Raw genomic sequence first — 21,455 nt, 5'->3', positions numbered from 1 at the left:
CTATGGGCAAATATGATTTAGTTTTGGTTTCTGCCGCCAGACGTTGATAGTTTAAAAGCGATAGCGCACTTGCACACGCACTTCCGAGCGGCGGTTACCTTGAATTTCTTCCAAGCCGCTGCCAATAGTATCGAGATACAAGTAGCGAGTTTGTGCATAGCGTATCCAAAGATGCAGCTGACGGGTAACGTTATAGCGCAGCATCATAAAATAGCGATATCCTTGGTCTTGATATGCTGGAATGGAAAAGGTATAAAGCACATTGCGTTCATACATGTATTGCCGGTTTTGAAAATCGTCTGTATCGAACACTACAAAGCGGCTTGCCAGCTCCCACTGCTTATAGCTTAAGTTGATGTCTTGTGCCAGTGCCAAGCCCTGCGTGGTTTTTTGGTTTTGAGTAAAAGTAGAAAACTGCAAGCGGCTTTGAAGCTCGATGTATTTTTCGGCGGCATAGCGCACCACCAGCCAGTAGTTGCGGCGAATACGCGCCCCCAGAAAGTTTATGTTGGCGTTCTTATCCGATATATTCTCTTCTTTGTTTTCTTCACGATACTGCGCATACATCAAGATACGCCGTATGGGGGCATAAGTTACCCGTAACAAATATTCATAGCCTTGCGAAGGAGCATTCACTCTATACTTCAACCAAGGGAAAGCGAATTTATCGTAATAGGCGGCAAAGCTTAGCTTAGTGAAAGGGGTAAATTTCAGACCCCAATAGAGCCCCCTTTCGTTGATGGGACGTCTGTTTTCTGCCAAAGCCGTACCGTAAAAAGAATGAAAATGGCGGTCGTAACTACGATAGAGTAGTGCCATGTCGAGTGTAGATGCCAAGCTGCCCAGCACCCCACTCACGATGCCCATGCCACCACTCTGCGAGCGGGCTGCCTCACCAAAAAAGTTAAAATTCTGCCAGTTGTAAGAATAATGCAAGCCTATATTGTAGTTCTGCTTCCCGCTGAATTCAAATTGATTGTAAACTGTGGGGGTACGCTTCAGGGGCACGTCAAAGTGAGTATAAATCCCGGTAAGCCCTACTTCCAAACGAGCATCTTTTGTTTTGTAAGTCAGGTTGGCACCGCCTGCCTGTTCAGCGATGGCACCCTTGGCTGCCAACTCGGTGGGGGTGCGGTGAAAGCCTGTCGTTTGTATACTGGTAACGAAGGTTTCAATTTGCTCGTCCAGAGTGTCGCTGAGTGTCTGCACATTGGCATCTTGGCGCCGCCACGAAGCAAAGGCAGTGAGATTGATATTGCCTTGCGCTAAACGAAACAATTCGTAAGTAGCAGCCGCCCCACGAAAAAAGCGCGTTTCGATTACTGAAGTAAAAGGAAGAATGCCCCTGCTGCTACGACGAACAGTCTGCACAGTTTCGGCACCCTTGCCTACATAAAATCCGGCACCTAACAAAAGCCCTTGTCCTATTTGAATCTGGTAATCGCCCAAAGCAATGGCTTTGAAGCGTCTTTTATTCCACAAAACCAGATGATAAGAATAAAAATCCATGCCGTACTGGCGCTTTGCTGGCTGCCAAGTAAAAGCTTCTCCTGCATCTTTCTCTACGGTCAAACCCAAGCTAAAATCGCGTATATGGCTCACGCGAAAGCGCGCATATATATTGAAAGGTGAACCGAGGTAGCGTTGTGTATAGGTACTGTCGCTTTTGAGAGTAGGCGGCGTATAGCCTTTTTGTGTTTCTAAGGTGCGGGTGATGCGCCACACCAAATAATTGTTTTCTTCGTGTAGAATCCTCCACAACAAGTTCCCGCTGCCTTCATTGATACTCTTCTCCTCCACTGTTACGAAAGGCAATAGCTTTTGAATGGTTTCGACATCGAAGCCAGGGATTGCCTGCAGCTCATAAATGGAAATCAATTTGCCGTACTGCTCTCTGTACTTCAAAAAGTTGTTGATTTGATACTCCTTCAACATGGAAAGAGAAGCGAGGTCTTCGCGTCCAGCGGCATTTAAATCAAGCGGCTCCAGATATAGTTGATACAAAGCCTCGTAGATGTCTTCGTAATTGGCATCTGACTCAGGGTCTTGGAAAGCGAAATTGCTTTCTATGAACTGCTGCAAGTCTATTTCGCGGGTGGGGCGCTGCTGAGCTGTTGCCTGCCGCATCAACAGGCAAAAAAACAGCAAGAGCACTATGTTAACGGAACGCATAAGACACCGAAATATGATGAACCAAACCCAAGGGGTTATGAATCATTAGACCGTAATCTACCGCCATTTTTTTCGGACGAACGCCTATGCCAAAGGTATTCACGAAAGGCTGTGTTTGTACACCCGTACGCACATAAAAAGGCTTGGCTACACGGTACTCAAAGCCTGCTTTCACACGCGTAGGGTGCGCTGTGTCTTTCTCGGCTTCTATGTTCAACCACAGGTTTTCAGTGGGGTGGTAACCTATGCCTGTTTTCAAGACCACAGGAAGGTATTCTTCACGGTAGTCCGAAACCATGCGGGCTTGTCCCAAATTATAGGCATGCATGCCCCAATAGAGTGCGGGCAACAGCTGTGCAATGCCTCCTATTTCAAATATAAAAGCCCCTTGTGTGCGAGAACTTACGCCTGTGGGGTCTTGTACTGCCTGCTGAAAATACGAAGCCTTCACGCCTATGCTCACCATACTAATCTTATGAGCAAAAGCAAGCCCAAAAGCCTGTTCACTAAACAACTTACTACCGAAACGCATGGCAGATATGCCCAAAGCCCCACCTCTTGGCAGCGGCGTACTCGCTCCCGCATAAATTGTTTGCAAGGCGGTGAACCCATAGGGCTGTTGGACTGCCACAGCTGCCTCTACGTTTTGCTGCGAAGCAAGCCCCGCTACATTATTGAACGTAGCCCAAACATCAGAAGAAACCACTATGGCATTGCCCATGGCAAAAGCGCGCCCCCCTACAGCCGCAGGATACTGTTGTGCCCAAGCCTTGCTGCCCCCCAGCAACACAAAAAGCAGAGTGAGGTAAAAACTTGCATTCATCATCAAAGCTTCAAGTAAAATTGCCTTGAAGATACAAAATCTATGTTATTTAGATGTTACCTCAGTAATTTTTCACCCTTTAAAAGTCGGTACACCTCTTCTGGCGGAAGCCCGGCACGCACACAGTCAAGCAAATGCCGCACCAGCAACAAAGGGGCATCGGTCAAGCGAAAGTGCTCTGCCAAGCGAGCACAGTACTCTATTTCTTTGGGATGCACTACATGGTCTGCTAATATCAGCAAAGCCACTTCATGCAGATGGTGGAACCGCTTCTTGATAGATAGATACCCAAAGGTGCTTTCGCTTTCCTCTTGATTTTCCAACATACGATGCAGCAAAACCTCATCGATGTTTTCTTTGTAAGCCCACGCCAACAAGTATTCATATTCAGCACTGGCAAGCTCGCCATCCACCAGCGCCATGCGCACCATGCTCAGCAGCTTCTGCCGATGATTTCCTTTCAGTCGCTCAAAAAAATTCATATTCGTTTGCATCCACTTTATTGAAATATATGAAAACACTTTCAGACCAACAAAAAAACTCCTCATGCCGCCATGCATGCTTTCTTCTTGAAAAAGCAGCAAGTTCATAAGACATTGGCAGCATCAAACAGAACTTACATAGATTCAAAAGCGACATTTGAAGCCTTTCTTTACGATGCACGTACAATAGGCAAGCCCTTATGGTCGTTTAACAAAGTAGTTATACCAAAAGCATACTCCAATGAAACGCACGTTTTTACTCCTTACTGCCCTGATATGTGGGGCTTTCTACCTACGTGCACAAACACGTCTGGTAGAGAAAGTAACCAAGAAAGAGGGAGAGCTCATCATCCCTTACGAAAAATACGTATTAAGTAATGGCTTGACCCTCATCATTCACGAAGACCATTCCGACCCACTCGTGCATGTGGACGTTACCTATCACGTGGGTTCGGCAAGAGAAGAAATAGGCAAATCGGGCTTTGCTCACTTCTTCGAGCACATGATGTTTCAGGGCTCGAAACATGTAGCCGATGAAGAGCATTTCAAAATCGTAACCGAATCGGGGGGCACCCTCAACGGTACCACCAACCGCGACCGCACCAACTACTTTGAAACACTGCCTTCCAATCAGCTGGAAGTAGCCCTATGGCTGGAAGCCGACCGTATGGGTTTTCTGCTTCCGGCAGTTACCCAAGAAAAATTTGAAGTACAGCGTGCCACCGTGAAAAACGAGCGAGGACAAAACTACGACAACCGCCCCTACGGCTTGGTACGCGAATACAAAGACAAAACACTCTACCCTTACGGGCATCCCTACTCGTGGCTCACCATCGGTTATGTAGAAGACCTCGACCGTGTCGATGTCAATGACCTGAAAAACTTCTTCCTGCGCTGGTATGGACCCAACAACGCCACCTTGACGGTGGGCGGCGATGTGGACCCCAAAGAAGTCGTTCGTTTAGTGGAAAAATACTTCGGTTCTATTCCGCGCGGTCCGGAAGTGAAAGACATGCCCAAGCAGATTCCTTCGCTTGAGCAAAACCGCTATGTATCCTACGAAGACCCTTACATTCAACTACCTTTGCTTTCTATTACCTACCCTACTGCCCCACGCTATACTTACGACGAGCTGGCACTCGACTGCGTGGCAGACCTCTTAGGAGGCGGTAAAAACTCCATCCTCTATCAAAAACTGGTGAAAACACAAAAAGCCGTTCAAGTAAGCACTTCTAATGTAGGCGATGAGCTGAGCGGCGAATTTTCTACTTACATCCTACCGTTCCCCGGGCTTTCGCTCGCCGACATGGCGAAGCTCTACCAAGAAGCACTCGCAGAGTTCGAAGCCAAAGGCATTACCGATGAAGACGTAGAGCGCTTCAAGGCGCAGCGCGAAGCCGAGCTGATTTACGGACTGGAAAGCGTACGCGGGCGTGTAACCCGTCTGGCTGCTTATCAAACCTTTTTGAAAAATCCCAACTTCTTATCCGAAGAGTTGAAGATGCTGCGCCGCCTCACCAAAGAGGACGTCATGAACGCTTACCGAAAGTATATTCAAAACAAACCGGCAGTGTATGTAAGTGTTTGCCCCAAAGGAAAGTTGAATTTACGCGCTGCCGAAGACAACTACACCATCGATACCACACAATACAAAGCCCCCAACTACGGCTACGAAGGCTTGCGCTACCGTGAACCCAAAGACAACTTCGACCGCAGCCGCCGCCCTCAACCCAAGCCGGCAAAGCTCATAGAAGTGCCTCCCTACTGGAAAGCGACTTTGGGCAATGGGATTCCTGCCATTGGCACCCGCAACGACGAAATACCCACAGTGAACATACTCATGAGCATAGAAGGCGGACAGCTGCTATTGCATGCTAACAAAGACAAAGTAGGTTTAGTAGGACTCACCGCTGACCTACTGAACGAAGACACCCAAAACTACAGTGCAGAGGCATTCGAAAACGAACTCAAGCGCTTGGGCAGCAGCATCAGCATTTATGCAAACGAAACGGGCTTCTATGTGCAGGTGCGTTGCCTTAAGAAGAACCTGTACCCCACCATGCAGCTGCTCGAAGAGCGCTTGCTGCGACCCAAGTTTGAAGAAGAAGACTTCTTACGCATCCAAAAACAACAAATAGAAGGCATCAAAAATGCCAAAACACAAGCCCGCTATCTGGCTTCGAGCATCTTCAATAAGTTGGTCTATGGCTTGGACGACGTGCGCGCCTACGACACCGACGGTACCGAAAGCAACGTAGCTGCCCTCACCCTTGCCGACGTGGAAGCATTCTACAAGCAAGCCATCCATCCGGCTTATGCCAATGTAGTAGTAGTAGGCGACCTTAGTAAAGAAGAAGCACAGCAAGCCCTCTCTTTCTTGAATCAATGGCAAGGTGAAAAACAGCAAACGCGCATCCCTGACCTACACAAAGGCATTCAACCGGAAAAAACTCGTCTTTTCTTGGTCAACATACCCAATGCCGCACAATCAGAAATACGTGTGGGGCATCCTGCTATGCCCTATCATCCTTTGGGGGAATATTATCATGCCTACCTGATGAGCTATCCTTTGGGGGGAGCTTTCAACAGCCGCATCAACTTGAACTTGCGTGAAGACAAAGGCTGGACCTACGGTGCCCGTGCCAGCTTCGAAAGCAACCGTTACAGCGGCTATTTCGTAGCTTCGGCAGGGGTGAAAGCAGCTGCTACCGACAGCGCCGTTTATGAAATCGTGCGCGAAATCAAGGAATACAAAGAAAACGGTCCTACCGAAGAGGAAATCTCCTTCACCAAAATGTCGATAGGGCAGCGCGATGCGCTCAATTATGAAACAGGTTTGCAGAAAGCCATCTTCCTGCGACGCTTGCTTGAATACAATTTAGAAGGCGATTATGTGAAGAAGCAGGGCGAAATATTGCAGCAGCTCACCGCAGCCAAAGCGCACGAATATGCCCAAAAATACCTCGACCCTGAACATGCTTTCATTGTGGTGGTGGGCGACAAAGACCGCATCCTCGACGGCTTGAAGCGTCTGGGCTACGACATCGTAGAGCTGGACAAAGACGGCAAGCCGGTGGTGTCGGAAGAGGTAAAAGAAGCGCCCGCTGCCAGCGCTCCGCAAAAGCAAGCAGTAGAAGAGAAAAGCAAAAAAGGGAAAGAGAAGAAGGAAAGAAAGAAGCGCAAATAAGCCTCTGTTTGTAAGCGAAGCAGAAACAGCTCCCGCCTTCTGCGCGGGGGCTGTTTCTTTTTTCAAAGACATCTCACTTTTTTTCTTTGTCGAGGATTTCCTATTCATCTCTTTGCGCTCCCTTTTGCCGTTTCGAGTGCAAGCAGGAAATCCACCTGTTTAATCCACCTGTTTCTTGCTACGCGCTGCATTTGAGCTTTATCACCTCACTGCGTGAGGGAATAAAAAAGCCCTCTCTGTGCCGACAGACAAAACACAAGCACAAGGGTGCATAATAAAAATAAGCCCTTGTGGAAGTGCACAAGGGCTTATGGACTTGTATTGTGGGACCGCTTACAGGTGAATCACCTCACCGTAGGCAGCTGCCACTGCTTCCATGATAGCTTCCGACATGGTGGGGTGCGGATGCACCGACTTGATGATTTCGTGTCCGGTGGTCTCCAGATTACGGGCAACCACTACTTCGGCTATCATTTCAGTAACATTGGCACCAATCATATGTGCCCCCAACCATTCGCCGTATTTGGCATCGAAGATGACCTTTACAAAACCGTCTTTGGCGCCGGCAGCGCTGGCTTTGCCCGAAGCTGTATAAGGAAACTTGCCTACCTTGATTTCATAGCCGGCTTCGCGTGCCTGCTGCTCGGTCATACCCACCGAGGCAATCTCGGGCTGACAGTAGGTACAGCCGGGAATGTTGCCATAGTTGAGCGGATGGGGATTTAAACCGGCTATTTTCTCCACACAGATGATGCCTTCGGCAGAAGCCACGTGTGCCAAAGCAGGACCCGGTGTTACGTCCCCGATGGCATACACCCCGGGCACATTGGTGCGATAAAATTCATCTACCACTATTTTACCCTTTTCTACTTTCACGCCGGCATCTTCCAGACCTATATTTTCTATGTTGGCAACCACGCCTACTGCCGACAGAAGCACATCACACTCAAGCACCTCCTCACCATTGGGAGTTTTTACCGTTACTTTGCAGCCTTTGCCTTGGGTGTCAACGGCAATTACTTCCGAAGAAGTGTAAATCTTCATACCTTTCTTCTTGTATATCTTTTCCAGCTGTTTCGACACTTCTTCGTCTTCGTTAGGCACGATGCGCGGCAGGTATTCCACAATAGTTACTTCCGTGCCTATGGAATGATAGAAGTAGGCAAACTCCACGCCAATGGCGCCCGAGCCCATAATCACCATTTTCTTGGGCTGCTTTTCCAGCGTCATTGCCTTGCGGTAGCCAATCACCTTTTCGTTATCTATCTTGATATGAGGCAGCTCACGAGCACGCCCGCCGGTGGCTATGATAATGTGCTTGGCTTCATATACTTTTTTCTTTCCTTCTTTATCAGTTACTTCCACCTTACGGTCTTTGGTCAGCTTGCCCCAGCCTTGAATCAGGTCTATTTTATTTTTTCTGAACAAAAACTGAATGCCTTTGCTCATGCCATTGGCTACCTCCCGACTGCGTTGAATCATGGCTTCAAAGTCGTGCTTTGCGGAACTTACTTTAATGCCATACTCTTCGGCATGTTGAATATATTCGAATACTTGTGCGCTTTTGAGCAGGGCTTTGGTAGGAATACAACCCCAATTGAGGCATATCCCCCCTAATTCGGCGGCTTCCACCACTGCCACTTTCATATTGAGTTGCGAGGCACGGATAGCTGCTACATATCCTCCGGGACCACTGCCTATTACAATCACGTCATAGTTCTGACTCATAGTATTGCTATTTTGGTTGAGTTTTGATACCTTCACTAAGGGTTGGCACAAAAATAGTTGAAAAAGTGCAACAAAAAATATTTTTTACCACAAAATGCCATGCAAGAAAGCCTGCTGCACCACATATGGCATCACCGCTATTTTCGCTCCCCTGCTTTGTTTTTGGTTGACGGGCGTCCGCTGCACGTCCTGCATGTGGGCACACACAACCCCCATCAAGGGGCTGACTTCAAGCAGGCACGCCTGCAAATAGGTGATACACAGGTAGAAGGGGATGTAGAAATACACGTCTGCACCTCCGACTGGTTCAAACATCAGCATCATCAGCAGGCTCACTACCAACAAGTGGTGCTTCATGTGGTGTGGCAGCACGACCTCGACGGGCTCCACACCGAAGGCATTCCGATATTGGAATTGCGCCATTATGTGAATCCGCAGGTGCTCAACACTTACCGGCAATTGGTGTTGTCGCCCATTCACCAGCGCCCGCTGTGTGCACCGCAATGGCAAGCGCTCGGCAGGCTTCATAAAATAGACTTGCTCGAAAAAGCTGTGATGCGGCGCATGGAAGAGAAAGCGCAGCGCATACTGCAAGAATATGCCCAATGTGGTTTATGGGAGGAAGTTGCCTACCGTATGCTTGCCTACGCGTGGGGGCTGGGACAAAATGCAGAAGCTTTTTTGAAGTTAAGCCGCCTCACTCCCTTGAAGATGCTACAAAAACACCGCAACAGCCAGCAGGCGATAGAAGCCATCCTATTCGGGCAAAGTGGGCTATTGCCTCTACCCGGCACCGATGACTACAGCCGCACACTTGCCCAAGAATACGCCTTCTATAAACACAAGTTTTCTTTGCAATCGCTGTCGGCTACTGAGTGGAAGTTCCTGCGGATGCGTCCAAGCAATTTCCCTACTTTCCGCTTAGCACAATGGGCTTATTTTCTTAGCATGCACGACTTGCTACACAACCTACTGCTCTATAGCCCAATGGAAGAGCTACAAAAAACGTTCACGACGGTGCAGGTGAGCGACTACTGGAAAGCACGCTACCGTTTCGGCGACCAACGCACAAAACGAGCAACCCCCACCAGCATAGGCAGGCAGATGGTTTACACCTTGTTAATCAATGCCGTAGTCCCCTATCGGGTGGCTTATGGCTTGCATAACGGCAATAAATCGTATATTCAAAGCGCTATGGATTTGTTGCAGGCACTGCCGCCTGAGAACAACCGCATTACCCGTTTTTGGTCGGGATTCATAGAGCCGCAAAGCGCTTATGATTCGCAGGCACTCATTGGGCAGTATAAACAAGCCTGCTTGAAAAAAGAATGTCTTTCATGCGTGATTGGAAATCATTTGTTGCGCAAGAGCGCACGCTCTTCTTCCTGAGTTGGGCTTACCGCTATGGTGTAGCCATGCTTGTGATTGCTTACTACAAACAGCTGCAAGAAGGCGACATCTTAGCCTACTTTCATGACTTAGAACTATGGCAAACGTATCTGCTGAAAGGGATGGTGAAGCCGCAGGCGTTGTGGCAAGCTGCCTCTCTGCCTACCGAACTGAAGGCATCGTTGTGGCTGTGTACCCAACCCAGAGCCCACGCCTTCGTTTTGTGCCTACTTCCGTTTTGGTTGCTTTGCGGGGGCGTAGAGGCGCTGTTTGTAGCAGTGGTAACCGGCGCGGGGCATCTTTTGCTGTGGTACTTTTTTCGATGCATCCGGGACTATTATCCTTCCCTGAAGGGGGCAGCCTTCGTGGCACTGTTTCTGTTGCCTTCCATGAGCATATGGACTACCCCACCGCTCAAAGAAAGTTTACTTATCCCAGCTGTTTACTATGTTTATGCCTGTTTGCTGTATGCCCATCGGCACAAAAGGCTGTCATTCGTGCAGCTTGTAGCAATGGGGGGCATCTTTCTGCTGCTGTGGGTAACCAAATACTACTACTTCGCCGCTCTGTTGCCTTGTGCGCTCATCTGGCTGCTACTCTGTTTTTATCCTACTACGCAACATCTGTCTTTTTTCAAGCTTTTGCTTCTTAGCATAAGTGCTGCCCTTGCTTTTGTGTATTGGCTACCGTATGTCCATCCTAACCTTTCCCCGGGCATGCTCATAGAAGCGCTGTGGCAAAATCACCGAGACATTGTACGCCTAAGCAATCCGGACAATGTGTTTTGGCTGCCTTTCAAGGGCAGTTTTTCCTCTCTGCTTTTGAGTGTACCTCTGGCGGTAGTCAGCGGTTTGTTTCGTCCTTTCCTGTGGGATGCCACTCCAGCGGTTGCCTTCATTTTCGGAACGGAGTGCCTCGTACCGGCTGCCAGTTTGATTGTCTGGATAAAACGGAAAGCACAGCGCCCTGCGCTCTCGCTGCATATGCGCCTACTGCTGGGTTTTATTATCATCAATGCAGCTTTTTTGGCAATAGCGGCGCCCAACATAAGCGCCCTAAGCCGCTACCGACTCATTTATTGGGCGCTATGGTGTTTAATTTGTGCATCGGTGCTCCCCGGTGCCCAGAGTCTCACAAGAAGACTTTGAGGCTTTCGGCATCAATGGCTAAGTGGGAACTGTGATACACACACTTGCCGTCTTTGAACAGAAGCAACTGTGGCGACTGATGCTCTACATCTGCCATGCGCGCAACGGCATTCGACAACGGGCGCTCCTCTATGACAAGCAGCAAATACGGGATAAAAGCATGCTGCAGGCTCTCGTCCCAAGCACGCTCGAAACGTGCCAAAGCAGTGGCACTAATAGAACAACGGCTACTGTGCTTAAAGATAAGCACCGGCTTTTCGTATGATTCCTGCTCTATGGCTTGTACAAGTGCCTCTTCATTGGGAAAACGCCGCCATACAGGATTCTTTTGACTATTTTTTACTTCCTCTTCTCTGCCCAAAATCTTTTTGAACAATCCCATAAATTTGTTTTTAGAGTAAATCGCGAAGGAAGAACACCTCCTGCCCCCAAAGGGTTCAAGCTGCCCCTCTTTCGGCTGCCCTTTGTAAGACTTTAAACTCAGCTTTTACACAGCAAAGCCACAAAAACCATGCCTCATCCCAAAGGGAAAGTCAATCAAAATCAAGCAAAAAAGCAAATGGATTTCTTGCCTGCGCTCGAAATGATAAGAAGGGTTCTCAAAAAAACAAAATAAAAGAAGCCTGAAAACGACAGAGGAAAGTAGACGGCAAGACAAGCAAAAAAGAAAAGCCAAACGACCCAAGCCCGTCCGGTCTGGAACGGGCTTGGGTTTTACTCTCCACCCTCTTGTGGCACAGAGCGCTGCTCTTTGGGTTTGGGGTTTGGCATGGGGCGTGGTTTTGCCCATATTTTGTTCTCTTGACGGTCGTAGCGCAATTTGGGCGGCTTTTCGCGCTGCCAGTTGGGCAAATCTTTGCGCTGCCAAGGCAACAACAGCCGTCCCTTGCGCGTGTAACGTGGGTCGCGATACCGGCTCAAAGTAACACTTTTGGGCATGCCGCTATAACGGTCGGCATAAGATTGAGCCCTGCTCCGCTTCACCTTGATGGTGCCGCGATAGGCAGCCATACGCTCGTTGTTACGCAGCCGACTACGCTCGAAGGCATAGTTTCGCTTGATGGTACCCCGGTAGCTTGCGCTTGCCTTGCTTGCTGCAGCAGCCCGTTCGCGTATTTTCTTCAGCACACGATAAGGGATGCGCTGCGGATATTTTGTCGTGAGGTCTTGCTTATCGCCTTCCTTAGGGATGATGCCCACAGGTCCGCGGAATTGTGAAATCATAGTAGGGGGTGCCATACGATGTGGTTTATGGTCGCCACGCCATTTACTTCCTTTGAAAGGACCGTACTCTTGCTGTGCATGCTTTTGAGGTTCTTTATCCTTTTTCGATAGCTTTTGGGCATATCCTGCCGACGCAGATAGCAAACACACACAGCAAAAAAGGCATAGAATATTGAACAATGACTTCATACTTTACTTTCTTCCTTGTGGGCAGGGTGGGTCAAGACAATCTTCTTTCTTTGTTTTTTTACTTTTTGTTTTTTTGCGCTTTACGTTCTTGTCTTTTTTATCATAAAACAAGCCGGGGTCTTTCTTATATCCTTTGTCGGTTTGCATTTGCTTGCTACGCTTGGCTTTCTTTTTCGACAGTTTTTTCTCTTTCACCAAGTTAGTAGCATTGCTGCGCTTCACTCGCAGATAACCGTTGGCTGTGGGGTCATAATTTCCCTCTGCTACACTCACCGTCTCTACCTCTCGATAGGTAGCGCACTGCAGGCGCTTGTTGCAAGCAAACAGCAGCAGCATGCAACAAAGCCCTACAAATGCGCTCCATAGTTTCTGCTTGGTTAATTTCACCGGATTCTATGGTTTAGTTTCAATAGGCAATCAGCTCTTCTATTTTTTCTTTCATACGGGAATAGGGCAGGAACTGTTGCTCCAAAGGTTTAACAAAAGGCACGGGCGTATCGAGGGCTCCTACACGCATCACTGGGGCATCGAGCCACTCAAAACAGTGCTCTGTTATCCATGCTGCAATTTCTGCGCCAATTCCACCGGTCAGGCAGTCTTCATGGGCTACGAGCACCTTGCCCGTTTTGCGTACAGCAGCCGCCACGGCTTCTTTATCCCAAGGCAGCAGGGTGCGCAAGTCTAAGATTTCGGCAGTAACGCCCTCTATCTGTTGCATGATTTCCACTGCCCAGTGCACACACAAACCGTAGGTGATGATGGTGAGGTCGTTGCCGCTTTGCACTGTGCGTGCTTTGCCTATTTCGACCGTGTAGTAATCGTCCGGAATATCTTCTGCCAAAGAGCGATAGAGGTATTTGTGCTCGAAATACATCACGGGGTTGGGGTCTTCGATGGCAGCATTGAGCAAGCCCTTGGCGTCATAAGGGGAGGAAGGGTAAACGATTTTCAAGCCGGGTGTATGGAAAAACCATGCTTCGGTCGATTGTGAGTGGTAAGGTCCTGCCTGTGTGTTGGCACCGGTAGGCATGCGCACCACCACGTCGGCGTTTTGCCCCCAGCGATAGTGCAGTTTTGCCAAGTTGTTTACAATTTGGTTAAAAGCACAGGTAACAAAATCGCCGAACTGCATCTCTACCATGGCTTTGTATCCTTTGATAGAAAGCCCTAAGCCTGCCCCTACGATTGCTGACTCGCAAAGAGGGGTATTGCGCACGCGCTCTTTGCCGAATTGCTCTACAAAGCCTTCCGTAATTTTAAATACGCCCCCATACTCGGCGATGTCTTGCCCCATAAGGATGAGATTGGGATAACGCTCCATACTTTGACGCAGGGCATCGGAAATGGCATCTACAAAACGGCGGCGGCTCTTGGCACTGCTTTTGGGTTGAACTACCTGCTGTGAAAAGGGGGCATACACATCTGCTAGCTCATGCTCTATCGACGGCTCGGGATAAGGAGCTGCTTCGGCTTTTTTCCATGCGCTGTCAATTTCTTTCTTTATTGCCTTACGCAGGGCTTCTGCCTCTTCTTTGGTTAGGATTGACTCTTCGAGCAGCCAGGCTTCGTAATTGAGCACAGGGTCGCGCTGAGCCCACTCTTCCATCAATGCTTGGGGCACGTATTTGGTACCGGAAGCTTCTTCATGCCCACGCATACGGAAGGTCATGGCTTCAATCAATACAGGGCGCGGGTTTTTACGTATTTCTTGCGCATAATGGCTAATAGTACGATACACCTCCAATATATTGTTGCCGTCGATTTGCACGGCTTCCATACCATAACCTATTCCTCGGTCGGCAAGGCGCTCACAACGGTATTGCTCATTCACAGGGGTAGAAAGTCCATAGCCGTTGTTTTCGATAAGGAAGATAACGGGCAGGTCCCATACGGCTGCTACATTCAAGGCTTCGTGGAAATCACCTTCGCTGGTAGCCCCTTCGCCGGTGAATGCCACCGTCACTTTGCCTTCTTTTGCTAGTTTACTTGCCAAAGCGATGCCATCAGCTACCGCAAGCTGCGGACCCAAGTGCGATATCATCCCTACGATATGGTGCTCTATGCTGCCGAAGTGAAACGAGCGGTCGCGCCCCTTGGTGAAACCACCAGCTTTGCCCTGAAATTGCTCAAACAGGCGTTCCAAAGGCACCTGTCGCGTGGTGAATACCCCCAAATTGCGGTGCATGGGTAGTATAAACTCATCGGGATGCAGTGCCGATGCCACCCCCACGGCAATGGCTTCTTGCCCTATGCCCGAAAACCATTTCGATATTTTGCCTTGTCGCAGCAAAAGCAGCATCTTTTCTTCAATCATGCGAGGCTTGAGCAGTCGCTTGTATAACTCTACAAGCAACGACTTATCGAATCCTTCTTTGTTGTAATTGATGACAGGCGTCTGTATGTTTGCTTTTGTCATAAGACCATTCTGTTGTTTGCTTTGAGGCTACAAAGCAACGGTAAATTTTGAAATTTTAGAACTTCATCGAGCGTTTTTTGGGCAATATAGCGGCTAAGGCAACACATGCTCAACGCAGCAGCACTATTTCGACCCGTCGGTTTTCGGCTGCCTGCCATGGCTCTACTTCTTCCTCCCACACAGGATGCGCTTTGCCAAATCCCTTGTAGCGAATGCGGTCGGGGTGTATGCCCTTTTGTACCAAATAATCATAAACAGCTTTAGCACGTTGCTCGCTCAACTTGATTTGCTCTTGGTCGTTGCCTTTCAGGTCGGTATAGCCATACAGCTCAACTGCCACCAAAGGGTCTTTTTTCAGATATTCCACGTAGCTGTCCAAAGCAGGCAAGGCTTGGGGCAACAAACGACTGGATTTGTAATCGAAATGGACGATGGCTTGCGGTGGCACAATCACTTGTTTTCCGGGGAAAAGGTGTGCAGTCTTCGACTGGGAAGGGACATATTCTTGCTCTTGTGCCCGGAAATCATCCAGCCTTGCCAGTTTGTCCAATGGTATAGTTGCCACACTACGGCGCAACTTTTGGGTATTTACTTGGTTCCACACTTCAAATTGAAACTCGCGCCAATCGTCTTTACGCTGTGGTTTGAAAGACACCAAGTAATAGCGGCGCAACAAACGAGGTACATTTTGATAAGCCTCTTTCAGCTGTGAATAATTATTCATCACAGGGAAAAAAGTGCCGTCGAGTAATTCGGCAAGATGCGAGAGTGCAAAGAAATTAGCCCCCTCTCCTATGGGAAAAATCAAGAGTTTCACTCCTACTTTTTCGGCATGTATAGCCAGCTGCTTGAGGTCAAAGGCGTGGGTACGCCAATAGGCGAAAGAGCTGTTTTCATAGCCGTCGGTGAGCAGTACAATATATTTTTCAGCTTTTTTTGCCAAGGGACTTTCTTCCAGCATTTTCACAGCCTCGTCTATGGCGGCATAAAGCGCCGTGGCTCCCCCAAATTCCTTCAAACCCACAAAGCGGTAGGTCTGCAAGACGGTATCTTTGCTTTGCGTGAGGGTAGTAGTACGGCGCAAACGGTCGTCGAATTGAATAAAGCCCACATAGTCGGCATCCAGTTTAGACTGCATAAAAGCCCTAATGGCTTGCTCTTGGGTAACAATGGGCTGCCCAGACATGGAACCGCTGTAGTCGGCAACGGTTACAAATATTTTAGGGCGAGCAAGTTCTTCTTCCACTTCCTTTACCGACAATATGTCATACTCGACTTTTTTGCCCTGCCACTCTTCTATTACCTTTTTAAAGTATTTGCTGGACACGATGTCCAAACCACTCACAAAACGCCCGACCGAGTCGGTAACTGCTACTTTGAATGATATTTGTTCCGGATAGCGGCTTTTGTCTGTTTCTATGATTTGAAAGTGCAAGCGGTGCTGCTTGGGCAACTCTTCTATTTTCACTATACCACCGCTTGCAAAAGGCTTGCTTACACGCAAAAAATCCACTGCGTTGGCATTCTTTTCTTCGTCATAAAAAACAAAGTGATAGATGCCCGATTCGGTAGGCAAAAAGGTATAATTCCCTTGGGTAGGCAATTTGGGTTCTATGGGATTCCAACCTGGGTCGAATAAAGCAGCACGCGCATATCCTTTTGCCTCCCACTGGATACGTACCACGTCGCCACTAAAAGCTTCCACCTTCTTTGGCTTTTGAGCTGGCTGCCCATTGACCCACACCATGAGTTTCCATTCTTTGGTCGTGTCCTTGTAGGTTTGAATCACCTCGCCTTTGGCATACAGATAATGGGCATACTGCAGGGAGGGAATGCGGGTCTCCAGCATGTAATAAATCACTTGACGCTTGGTAGGCGTATCGACAGGCAAGCTGCCTGCTGCAGGCAGAGTAGCCGCTATCAAAGTGGTATCTCTATGGGGCATGCCTGCCCGCAAATAACCATAATTGATGCGTTCATTGACGCGATAGAGATTTACCTGCAGGCTGCTGTCCACGTCCCAACGTGCTACGTAAGGACGGTTGAGTAGGTCGAGCGGCGAGCGTAAATACACGGGTTCTATCGTAAAAGAAGGTTTGCGCAGTACTCGCACCGACACCGTGCTGATAAGTTTATGATGCGGGTATTCGTCGTTCCAGCACTCAAGGCGCAACTCATGGGCGCCTACTGGCAACTTCAACTTGTTGCGATAGGAATTGGGCAGCTCGTTGGCAATTACCACCTCGTCGCCCATATATAAACGGCAGCGGCGGAAGTAGGGCTGATACCACTGGTACTGCACTTCTTCATCTTCCAACAGCAATTGTTTCTCTAACTGCAAGGCTTGTGAGGTAGTATCTATCAAGCGCGGCTGAATAGGATAACGTTTCAATGCATCCTTGCCTGCATTTAAGACTATATAATAGCCATTTTTACCGTCGAAATACAGTTTTTTGGTACCCTCTAAAGGTAAGTCTTCTATCTTTTGCCTTTTGGCATCTTCGAGCCATAGTTTCACTTTTTTTAGCTTTTCTCCACGCGTACGCCAACTGATAAGCTCTTCGGAAGGACGCACCAAAGCCTGAGGGGCTTCTATACTTACTCCATAGCTTTGAGCCGAAGCTTTTCCACAAGTAATAAAAACGAGAGAGAACAACAGCAAAAAATGCAGATTTTTCATTTCAACTGTGGTTTTTATTTGTGAAATAAGAAATTACACCCGTTCCTGAGGGAAGGATGTAAATATACGAAATGCATTTGTTTGTTGAATTTATGTCCTATTAAAATACCTGCCACAAAAAATAAGTTCCAAACTTCTTTTTTCCAGTCGTATTTAAAAAATGGAATATTGGCAGGTACACATGCAGCACATATGTGCCGCAATGATGATGAAATTCCAAATGATTTATTTCCGATTAATAACAGTGTAGGAACTGTTAATCCGATTAGCGGCCCTGCAACATACCAAGGTCAGGGTTGTAAAAGTACTTCTTTCACTTATTTTTAATTTTAGAGGTTAAAAATGATAATTGATAATTAAATTATAGTTTGACATATTTACTTTGTTTGCTATGTAACGACCTTCGTTGTAGGTGTTACCTAAAGCGCCTTTATATACGTATAAAAGCTGTACATCAAATCCTTTTAAATAACCATCAAACTCATAATTGAAAAATACATTGAGCTGGTTAAATGATGGCATAGTGTATTTATTTTGTGCTACATGTTTTTTTACATCTGGCATGTAAAAATGTCCGTAAGCAATACCTGAACGTAAATGTTTTTTCAATTTAAAAACTGATTTAAAAACCAGTGCTCTACTGTTTGCAGAACCTTCCATACGCTCTCTTGAAAGAAAGGTATAAAAAGGTTCAGTTCCCCATTCGCGTGGCATTAGAAAGCGGTCTTTATCCGCAATGTGTGTGTAGTTTAGTGTAAACTCAAATTGCGAAGTTTTGTATCCAACCCGCGAGCTGTAAAATTGTGATTTGCTGTTTTTGGGCAAATAAGATTTAAGGCTATCTTCGTTTCCGCCGTTGTTTAATGCGTTTTGATATCCGCCCTGCAAACCTAATACAATGGCTTTTTCCTTTTCTTTATTGATTGGAATTTGCGCATCAATTTGTGCAAAGGTTGTATTAAAAATATTTTCTACATAATAATTCCAAATATTTATGTCAATTTCTTTTAAGGGTTTATAAGCAATGTTTGCAATAGCAATTCCTTTGCTGCTTAGTTGATTTCTATATCCGGATGGATTTCCATAAATATCGCGTCCTGTAGGATAGGTTCCGATGCTTTTCCCAACACTAAACCATTTTACGGTTGAGCGAGGGCTAATTCCATAAATCCATCCTCCATGAAATTGTAATTTTTCCCATTCTTTTATTTCTATCCATAATCCGTCTTCAAGTGTAGGACGCATACGTCCATCCTGAGGATTGATAAAGGGTGTTTTTAAATTTTGTCGACCAAATACTATTTTCGATTTTCCGAAAAAATATTTAAGATTTAAATTCTCTAATCTATCTAAATCATTATGATTTTCTGGGTCGAGAATATCAAAGTTTCCTAATTCGTATCGGCTTCTTGTACCGCTCTTTGGATCGATTGCACCTAAATTATTTGACCATACATTAAAAATAAAAAAGCCACTCATTTCAAACTGAAAACCATAAAACTTTGCACTTTCATAACCTATACCAGCACCTACAGCCAAGGCATAATAATCTATTAGTCCGGGAGCATTATCTGTTGCCATAAAATAATTTCGTGAATGACCATGAAAATGGCCACTCATCATAAAATCTTTTAAGGTTTTTGTATTGGTACTATCATGTTCGCTATTTTCAGCTAATACTATATTAGTAAGCAATATCAAAATTGATAGTGCAATAATATTTTTGATAAACATTTTGCAGTGTTTATTAACTAATTAAAATCCTGCTTTTAAATAGGAGTAGCCTTCTTCTTGTTTTGTTACAATGGCAATTAATCCATAAGGAGTGTAAAAGGCGTCATCTAGTATATCTTTTTTTTCTAATTTTAATTGCTGCATGGTAAATTCACATACTACAAAACGAACTCCTTTTTTGGTAAGTGTTGCAATTTCTTCAGCAACATTACTGCTTTCTTTTTTCATCATAGCAATACCTTTGTTGTGAATTATAACTTCAATTTTTGCATTAGGCCATATTTTAGTCATATTGCCCAATTGTTTTACAAGAGCTCTGTAAGCTAATGTATCACCGGTAGTTAGTTGTATTACTACTTTGTGTTCTTTTGTATCCGTTTGTTGAGCATAACTTGTATTACTCAATAAGCTAATAAATAGCACTATAATTAGCATGATGTTTTTCATATCGTTTTTCTCTTTTTTAATTATTACAACTCAGAATTTATGGTGTATAAAAATTGCTAATTGTATGTTGCCAATTGCATATTGTTATCTGAATTCATAATCCACTCCAAACACTTGGGTTAATAGCGTTTGTGGTGCATCTAAAATTTTTGCTGCCTGAGGTGGAACAGGTGTTACAGGAGAATTATTTTGTAAATACTCTTTCATTACTGAATGAAGTGTATATGGTGTGTTTTTTACATTTTTTACACCTTTAATTCGGCACAACATATCTTCAGGATCGCCATCGCGTTCGCATGCGGCAATACGATATGTTTTACTTTCATCTAAAGGCTGACCTGCAACTTTAACTTCCTGTACACGCTTACCATATTCTTCAAATGCTTTAAACGACATTTCCATGCCTTTAAATTTAATAACCCAACCGCCAAAACGTTCTGATGCTTTTTTTGCAAATACATTATTTAATTCTTTTTCTAGCCAGTCTTTTATTTGTTTACCTGTTACACTGCCTGTTCTTATGGTGCTGTCAACCGGTAGCATATCAAAAATATATCCTTCTGTTATCGGAATATTTCCTGTTTTATCTCTGGTAGTTCTTGGCGGACAAAAACGGAATCCGTTTGAAAGAACTATATCTATATCATTTCCTAATTTCCATTTTAGAGCATCCAAAATCATTGTATCAATGGGATTTTCTACAACAAAATAGCGGTATAATGGAATTGTACTGTACCCAATTACATTGTAAATGTTTTTTTCAAACGGGCTTTCGTTTTCTTTTATAATCTTTAAAATGTTTTTGTCTGCCTCAATTTTATCTGCATTAATTTCTACCAATTCATAAGTATCAGAAATAACTTTTCCGTTTTGAATTTTTAATTCCAATTTGCCAACAAACGAACCAAAAGCTCCGGGCTCAACTACTTTGGCATACTTACCTTGTATTGGTTTTCTTACTCTTTCGTGTGTATCGCCACCTAATATATAATCTACTCCCTGGCATTCTGGAAGGTTTGATAAATGTATTTGTTGCGATAACCCTAAATGCGCAATAATTATTACATAAGCACATTGCTCTTGATTGCGTAATACATCAACATAGTGTGCAAGATTTTCTTCTGGTGCAGTATAAATAATTCCTTTACTGTAATTGGGTGATTGACGTATTGGTACAAGCGGATCTGTATAACCAATGAATCCTATTTTTACTCCTGCTACATGCCAAATATAATAAGGCTGAAATATTAATTCTCCTTTTTTCCCGTTACCTAAATCGTGATACATATTTGCACAAATTTTTGGTGCGTTTAGAGCGCCCATCAATTTTTGCATGTTTTGTTTATAATAAACTACTTCCCAGTTTCCTGGCAGGAACAAATCGTAATTCAAGGCATTTAATATTGGGATCATTGCTTTACCTGTTGTTTTTACAGATAATTCACTCCCCTGAAACATATCACCTGTATCGATAATAAAGGTGTTTTTGTTTTTCTTTCTTTCTTTTTTAAAATAGGTAGCAAGATGTGCATATCCTCCTGTTTTTCTAAATACAGCCTGATTGTTTTCCCAGAATAATTCATCATGAGGATGAATTTGACAATGAACATCAGTTGTTTGCAATATATTTAATGTTACAACATTATTCGGGTCTTTGTTTTCTTCAACCGAAATATCTTCATTTTCATTATTTATAGCTGCTAAAATGGGATTAGCTGATAGTACTCCTGCTCCAACTGCAAGAGTACCCAATTGTTTTAAAAATGTTCTACGTTGCTTTGTCATCACTAATCTTCTTTGGTTACTACTCAGAAGAGAATATAAGTAACAAAATTG

General features: G+C 45.6%; 15 protein-coding genes and 1 pseudogene. 3 read left to right on the top strand and 13 right to left on the bottom strand.

The annotated features are described in order from the left end of the window. Positions 1–51: 51 nt before the first annotated feature. From FHS56_RS00415 to FHS56_RS00405, 3 genes are read right to left on the bottom strand one after another with little or no spacing between them, the layout of a single operon-like run. Entirely contained in the window at positions 52–2,172 is a 2,121-nt protein-coding gene (locus tag FHS56_RS00415; protein ID WP_166917918.1) for a helix-hairpin-helix domain-containing protein, read from the bottom strand. Continuing rightward, complete coding sequence (locus tag FHS56_RS00410) at positions 2,159–2,995, bottom strand: PorV/PorQ family protein (RefSeq protein WP_166917917.1); 837 nt, start codon at positions 2,993–2,995, stop codon at positions 2,159–2,161. The genes FHS56_RS00415 and FHS56_RS00410 overlap by 14 nt, the downstream gene beginning before the upstream one ends. A gap of 56 nt (positions 2,996–3,051) precedes the next feature. After that, positions 3,052–3,477, bottom strand: coding sequence for a hypothetical protein (locus FHS56_RS00405; protein WP_166917916.1), 426 nt, complete (start codon positions 3,475–3,477; stop codon positions 3,052–3,054). 241 nt (positions 3,478–3,718) lie between these two features. Between FHS56_RS00405 and FHS56_RS00400 the strand changes: the two genes are divergently transcribed. Beyond that, positions 3,719–6,664 (top strand): M16 family metallopeptidase, encoded by a 2,946-nt coding sequence (locus FHS56_RS00400; protein WP_166917915.1) that lies wholly within the window; start codon positions 3,719–3,721, stop codon positions 6,662–6,664. A 333-nt stretch (positions 6,665–6,997) separates the two neighbouring features. Here FHS56_RS00400 and lpdA read toward each other — a convergent pair whose 3' ends face one another. Beyond that, complete coding sequence (gene lpdA / locus FHS56_RS00395) at positions 6,998–8,392, bottom strand: dihydrolipoyl dehydrogenase (RefSeq protein ID WP_166917914.1); 1,395 nt, start codon at positions 8,390–8,392, stop codon at positions 6,998–7,000. Positions 8,393–8,491: 99 nt separating this feature from the next. Between lpdA and FHS56_RS00390 the strand changes: the two genes are divergently transcribed. Together FHS56_RS00390 and FHS56_RS00385 are read left to right on the top strand one after the other, a co-directional pair. Further along, positions 8,492–9,781 (top strand): DUF2851 family protein, encoded by a 1,290-nt coding sequence (locus tag FHS56_RS00390; RefSeq protein WP_166917913.1) that lies wholly within the window; start codon positions 8,492–8,494, stop codon positions 9,779–9,781. Then, positions 9,730–10,929, top strand: a complete 1,200-nt coding sequence (locus FHS56_RS00385) for a hypothetical protein (RefSeq protein ID WP_166917912.1) — start codon at positions 9,730–9,732, stop codon at positions 10,927–10,929. The genes FHS56_RS00390 and FHS56_RS00385 overlap by 52 nt, the downstream gene beginning before the upstream one ends. Here the strand turns inward: FHS56_RS00385 and ytxJ are convergent. The 9 genes and pseudogenes from ytxJ to FHS56_RS00340 form a co-directional block, all read right to left on the bottom strand. After that, complete coding sequence (gene ytxJ / locus FHS56_RS00380; protein ID WP_166917911.1) at positions 10,913–11,311, bottom strand: bacillithiol system redox-active protein YtxJ; 399 nt, start codon at positions 11,309–11,311, stop codon at positions 10,913–10,915. The two genes, FHS56_RS00385 and ytxJ, sit on opposite strands and share 17 nt — an antisense overlap. Before the next feature lie 332 nt (positions 11,312–11,643). After that, positions 11,644–12,342, bottom strand: coding sequence for a hypothetical protein (locus tag FHS56_RS00375; RefSeq protein ID WP_166917910.1), 699 nt, complete (start codon positions 12,340–12,342; stop codon positions 11,644–11,646). 3 nt (positions 12,343–12,345) lie between these two features. Continuing rightward, positions 12,346–12,729, bottom strand: coding sequence for a hypothetical protein (locus FHS56_RS00370; protein WP_166917909.1), 384 nt, complete (start codon positions 12,727–12,729; stop codon positions 12,346–12,348). 19 nt (positions 12,730–12,748) lie between these two features. Further along, entirely contained in the window at positions 12,749–14,758 is a 2,010-nt protein-coding gene (locus FHS56_RS00365) for an alpha-ketoacid dehydrogenase subunit alpha/beta (RefSeq protein WP_166917908.1), read from the bottom strand. A gap of 109 nt (positions 14,759–14,867) precedes the next feature. Next, the gene (locus FHS56_RS00360) at positions 14,868–17,438 is read right to left on the bottom strand and encodes an OmpA family protein (RefSeq protein ID WP_166917907.1); all 2,571 of its coding nucleotides are present in this window, start codon (positions 17,436–17,438) and stop codon (positions 14,868–14,870) included. Positions 17,439–17,533: 95 nt separating this feature from the next. Then, positions 17,534–17,704, bottom strand: a pseudogene (locus tag FHS56_RS11900) (YeeE/YedE family protein); the annotation flags it as partial. 70 nt (positions 17,705–17,774) lie between these two features. Next, entirely contained in the window at positions 17,775–19,172 is a 1,398-nt protein-coding gene (locus tag FHS56_RS00350; protein ID WP_166917906.1) for an OprD family outer membrane porin, read from the bottom strand. 21 nt (positions 19,173–19,193) lie between these two features. Next, a complete protein-coding gene (locus FHS56_RS00345) occupies positions 19,194–19,619 on the bottom strand; it encodes a DsrE family protein (protein WP_166917905.1) in 426 nt (141 codons plus the stop codon). Between the two features lie 84 nt (positions 19,620–19,703). Continuing rightward, positions 19,704–21,404 carry a bifunctional metallophosphatase/5'-nucleotidase gene (locus FHS56_RS00340; RefSeq protein WP_166917904.1) on the bottom strand — a complete coding sequence of 567 codons (1,701 nt, stop codon included), beginning with the start codon at positions 21,402–21,404 and terminating at the stop codon, positions 19,704–19,706. Positions 21,405–21,455: the final 51 nt, after the last annotated feature.

This window comes from Thermonema lapsum (assembly GCF_011761635.1).
Lineage (GTDB): Bacteria > Bacteroidota > Bacteroidia > Cytophagales > Thermonemataceae > Thermonema > Thermonema lapsum.
Note: the sequence above shows the minus strand (reverse complement) of the source record. Positions and strands in the feature narration are given on the sequence as shown.

Bases quoted from the DNA above. Each gene is read 5' to 3' on its own strand.
- FHS56_RS00415 (WP_166917918.1), bottom strand. From the start codon at position 2,172: ATGCGTTCCGTTAACATAGTGCTCTTGCTGTTTTTTTGCCTGTTGATG.
- FHS56_RS00410 (WP_166917917.1), bottom strand. From the start codon at position 2,995: ATGAATGCAAGTTTTTACCTCACTCTGCTTTTTGTGTTGCTGGGGGGC.
- FHS56_RS00405 (WP_166917916.1), bottom strand. From the start codon at position 3,477: ATGAATTTTTTTGAGCGACTGAAAGGAAATCATCGGCAGAAGCTGCTG.
- FHS56_RS00400 (WP_166917915.1), top strand. From the start codon at position 3,719: ATGAAACGCACGTTTTTACTCCTTACTGCCCTGATATGTGGGGCTTTC.
- lpdA (WP_166917914.1), bottom strand. From the start codon at position 8,392: ATGAGTCAGAACTATGACGTGATTGTAATAGGCAGTGGTCCCGGAGGA.
- FHS56_RS00390 (WP_166917913.1), top strand. From the start codon at position 8,492: ATGCAAGAAAGCCTGCTGCACCACATATGGCATCACCGCTATTTTCGC.
- FHS56_RS00385 (WP_166917912.1), top strand. From the start codon at position 9,730: ATGCGTGATTGGAAATCATTTGTTGCGCAAGAGCGCACGCTCTTCTTC.
- ytxJ (WP_166917911.1), bottom strand. From the start codon at position 11,311: ATGGGATTGTTCAAAAAGATTTTGGGCAGAGAAGAGGAAGTAAAAAAT.
- FHS56_RS00375 (WP_166917910.1), bottom strand. From the start codon at position 12,342: ATGAAGTCATTGTTCAATATTCTATGCCTTTTTTGCTGTGTGTGTTTG.
- FHS56_RS00365 (WP_166917908.1), bottom strand. From the start codon at position 14,758: ATGACAAAAGCAAACATACAGACGCCTGTCATCAATTACAACAAAGAA.
- FHS56_RS00360 (WP_166917907.1), bottom strand. From the start codon at position 17,438: ATGAAAAATCTGCATTTTTTGCTGTTGTTCTCTCTCGTTTTTATTACT.
- FHS56_RS00350 (WP_166917906.1), bottom strand. From the start codon at position 19,172: ATGTTTATCAAAAATATTATTGCACTATCAATTTTGATATTGCTTACT.
- FHS56_RS00345 (WP_166917905.1), bottom strand. From the start codon at position 19,619: ATGAAAAACATCATGCTAATTATAGTGCTATTTATTAGCTTATTGAGT.
- FHS56_RS00340 (WP_166917904.1), bottom strand. From the start codon at position 21,404: ATGACAAAGCAACGTAGAACATTTTTAAAACAATTGGGTACTCTTGCA.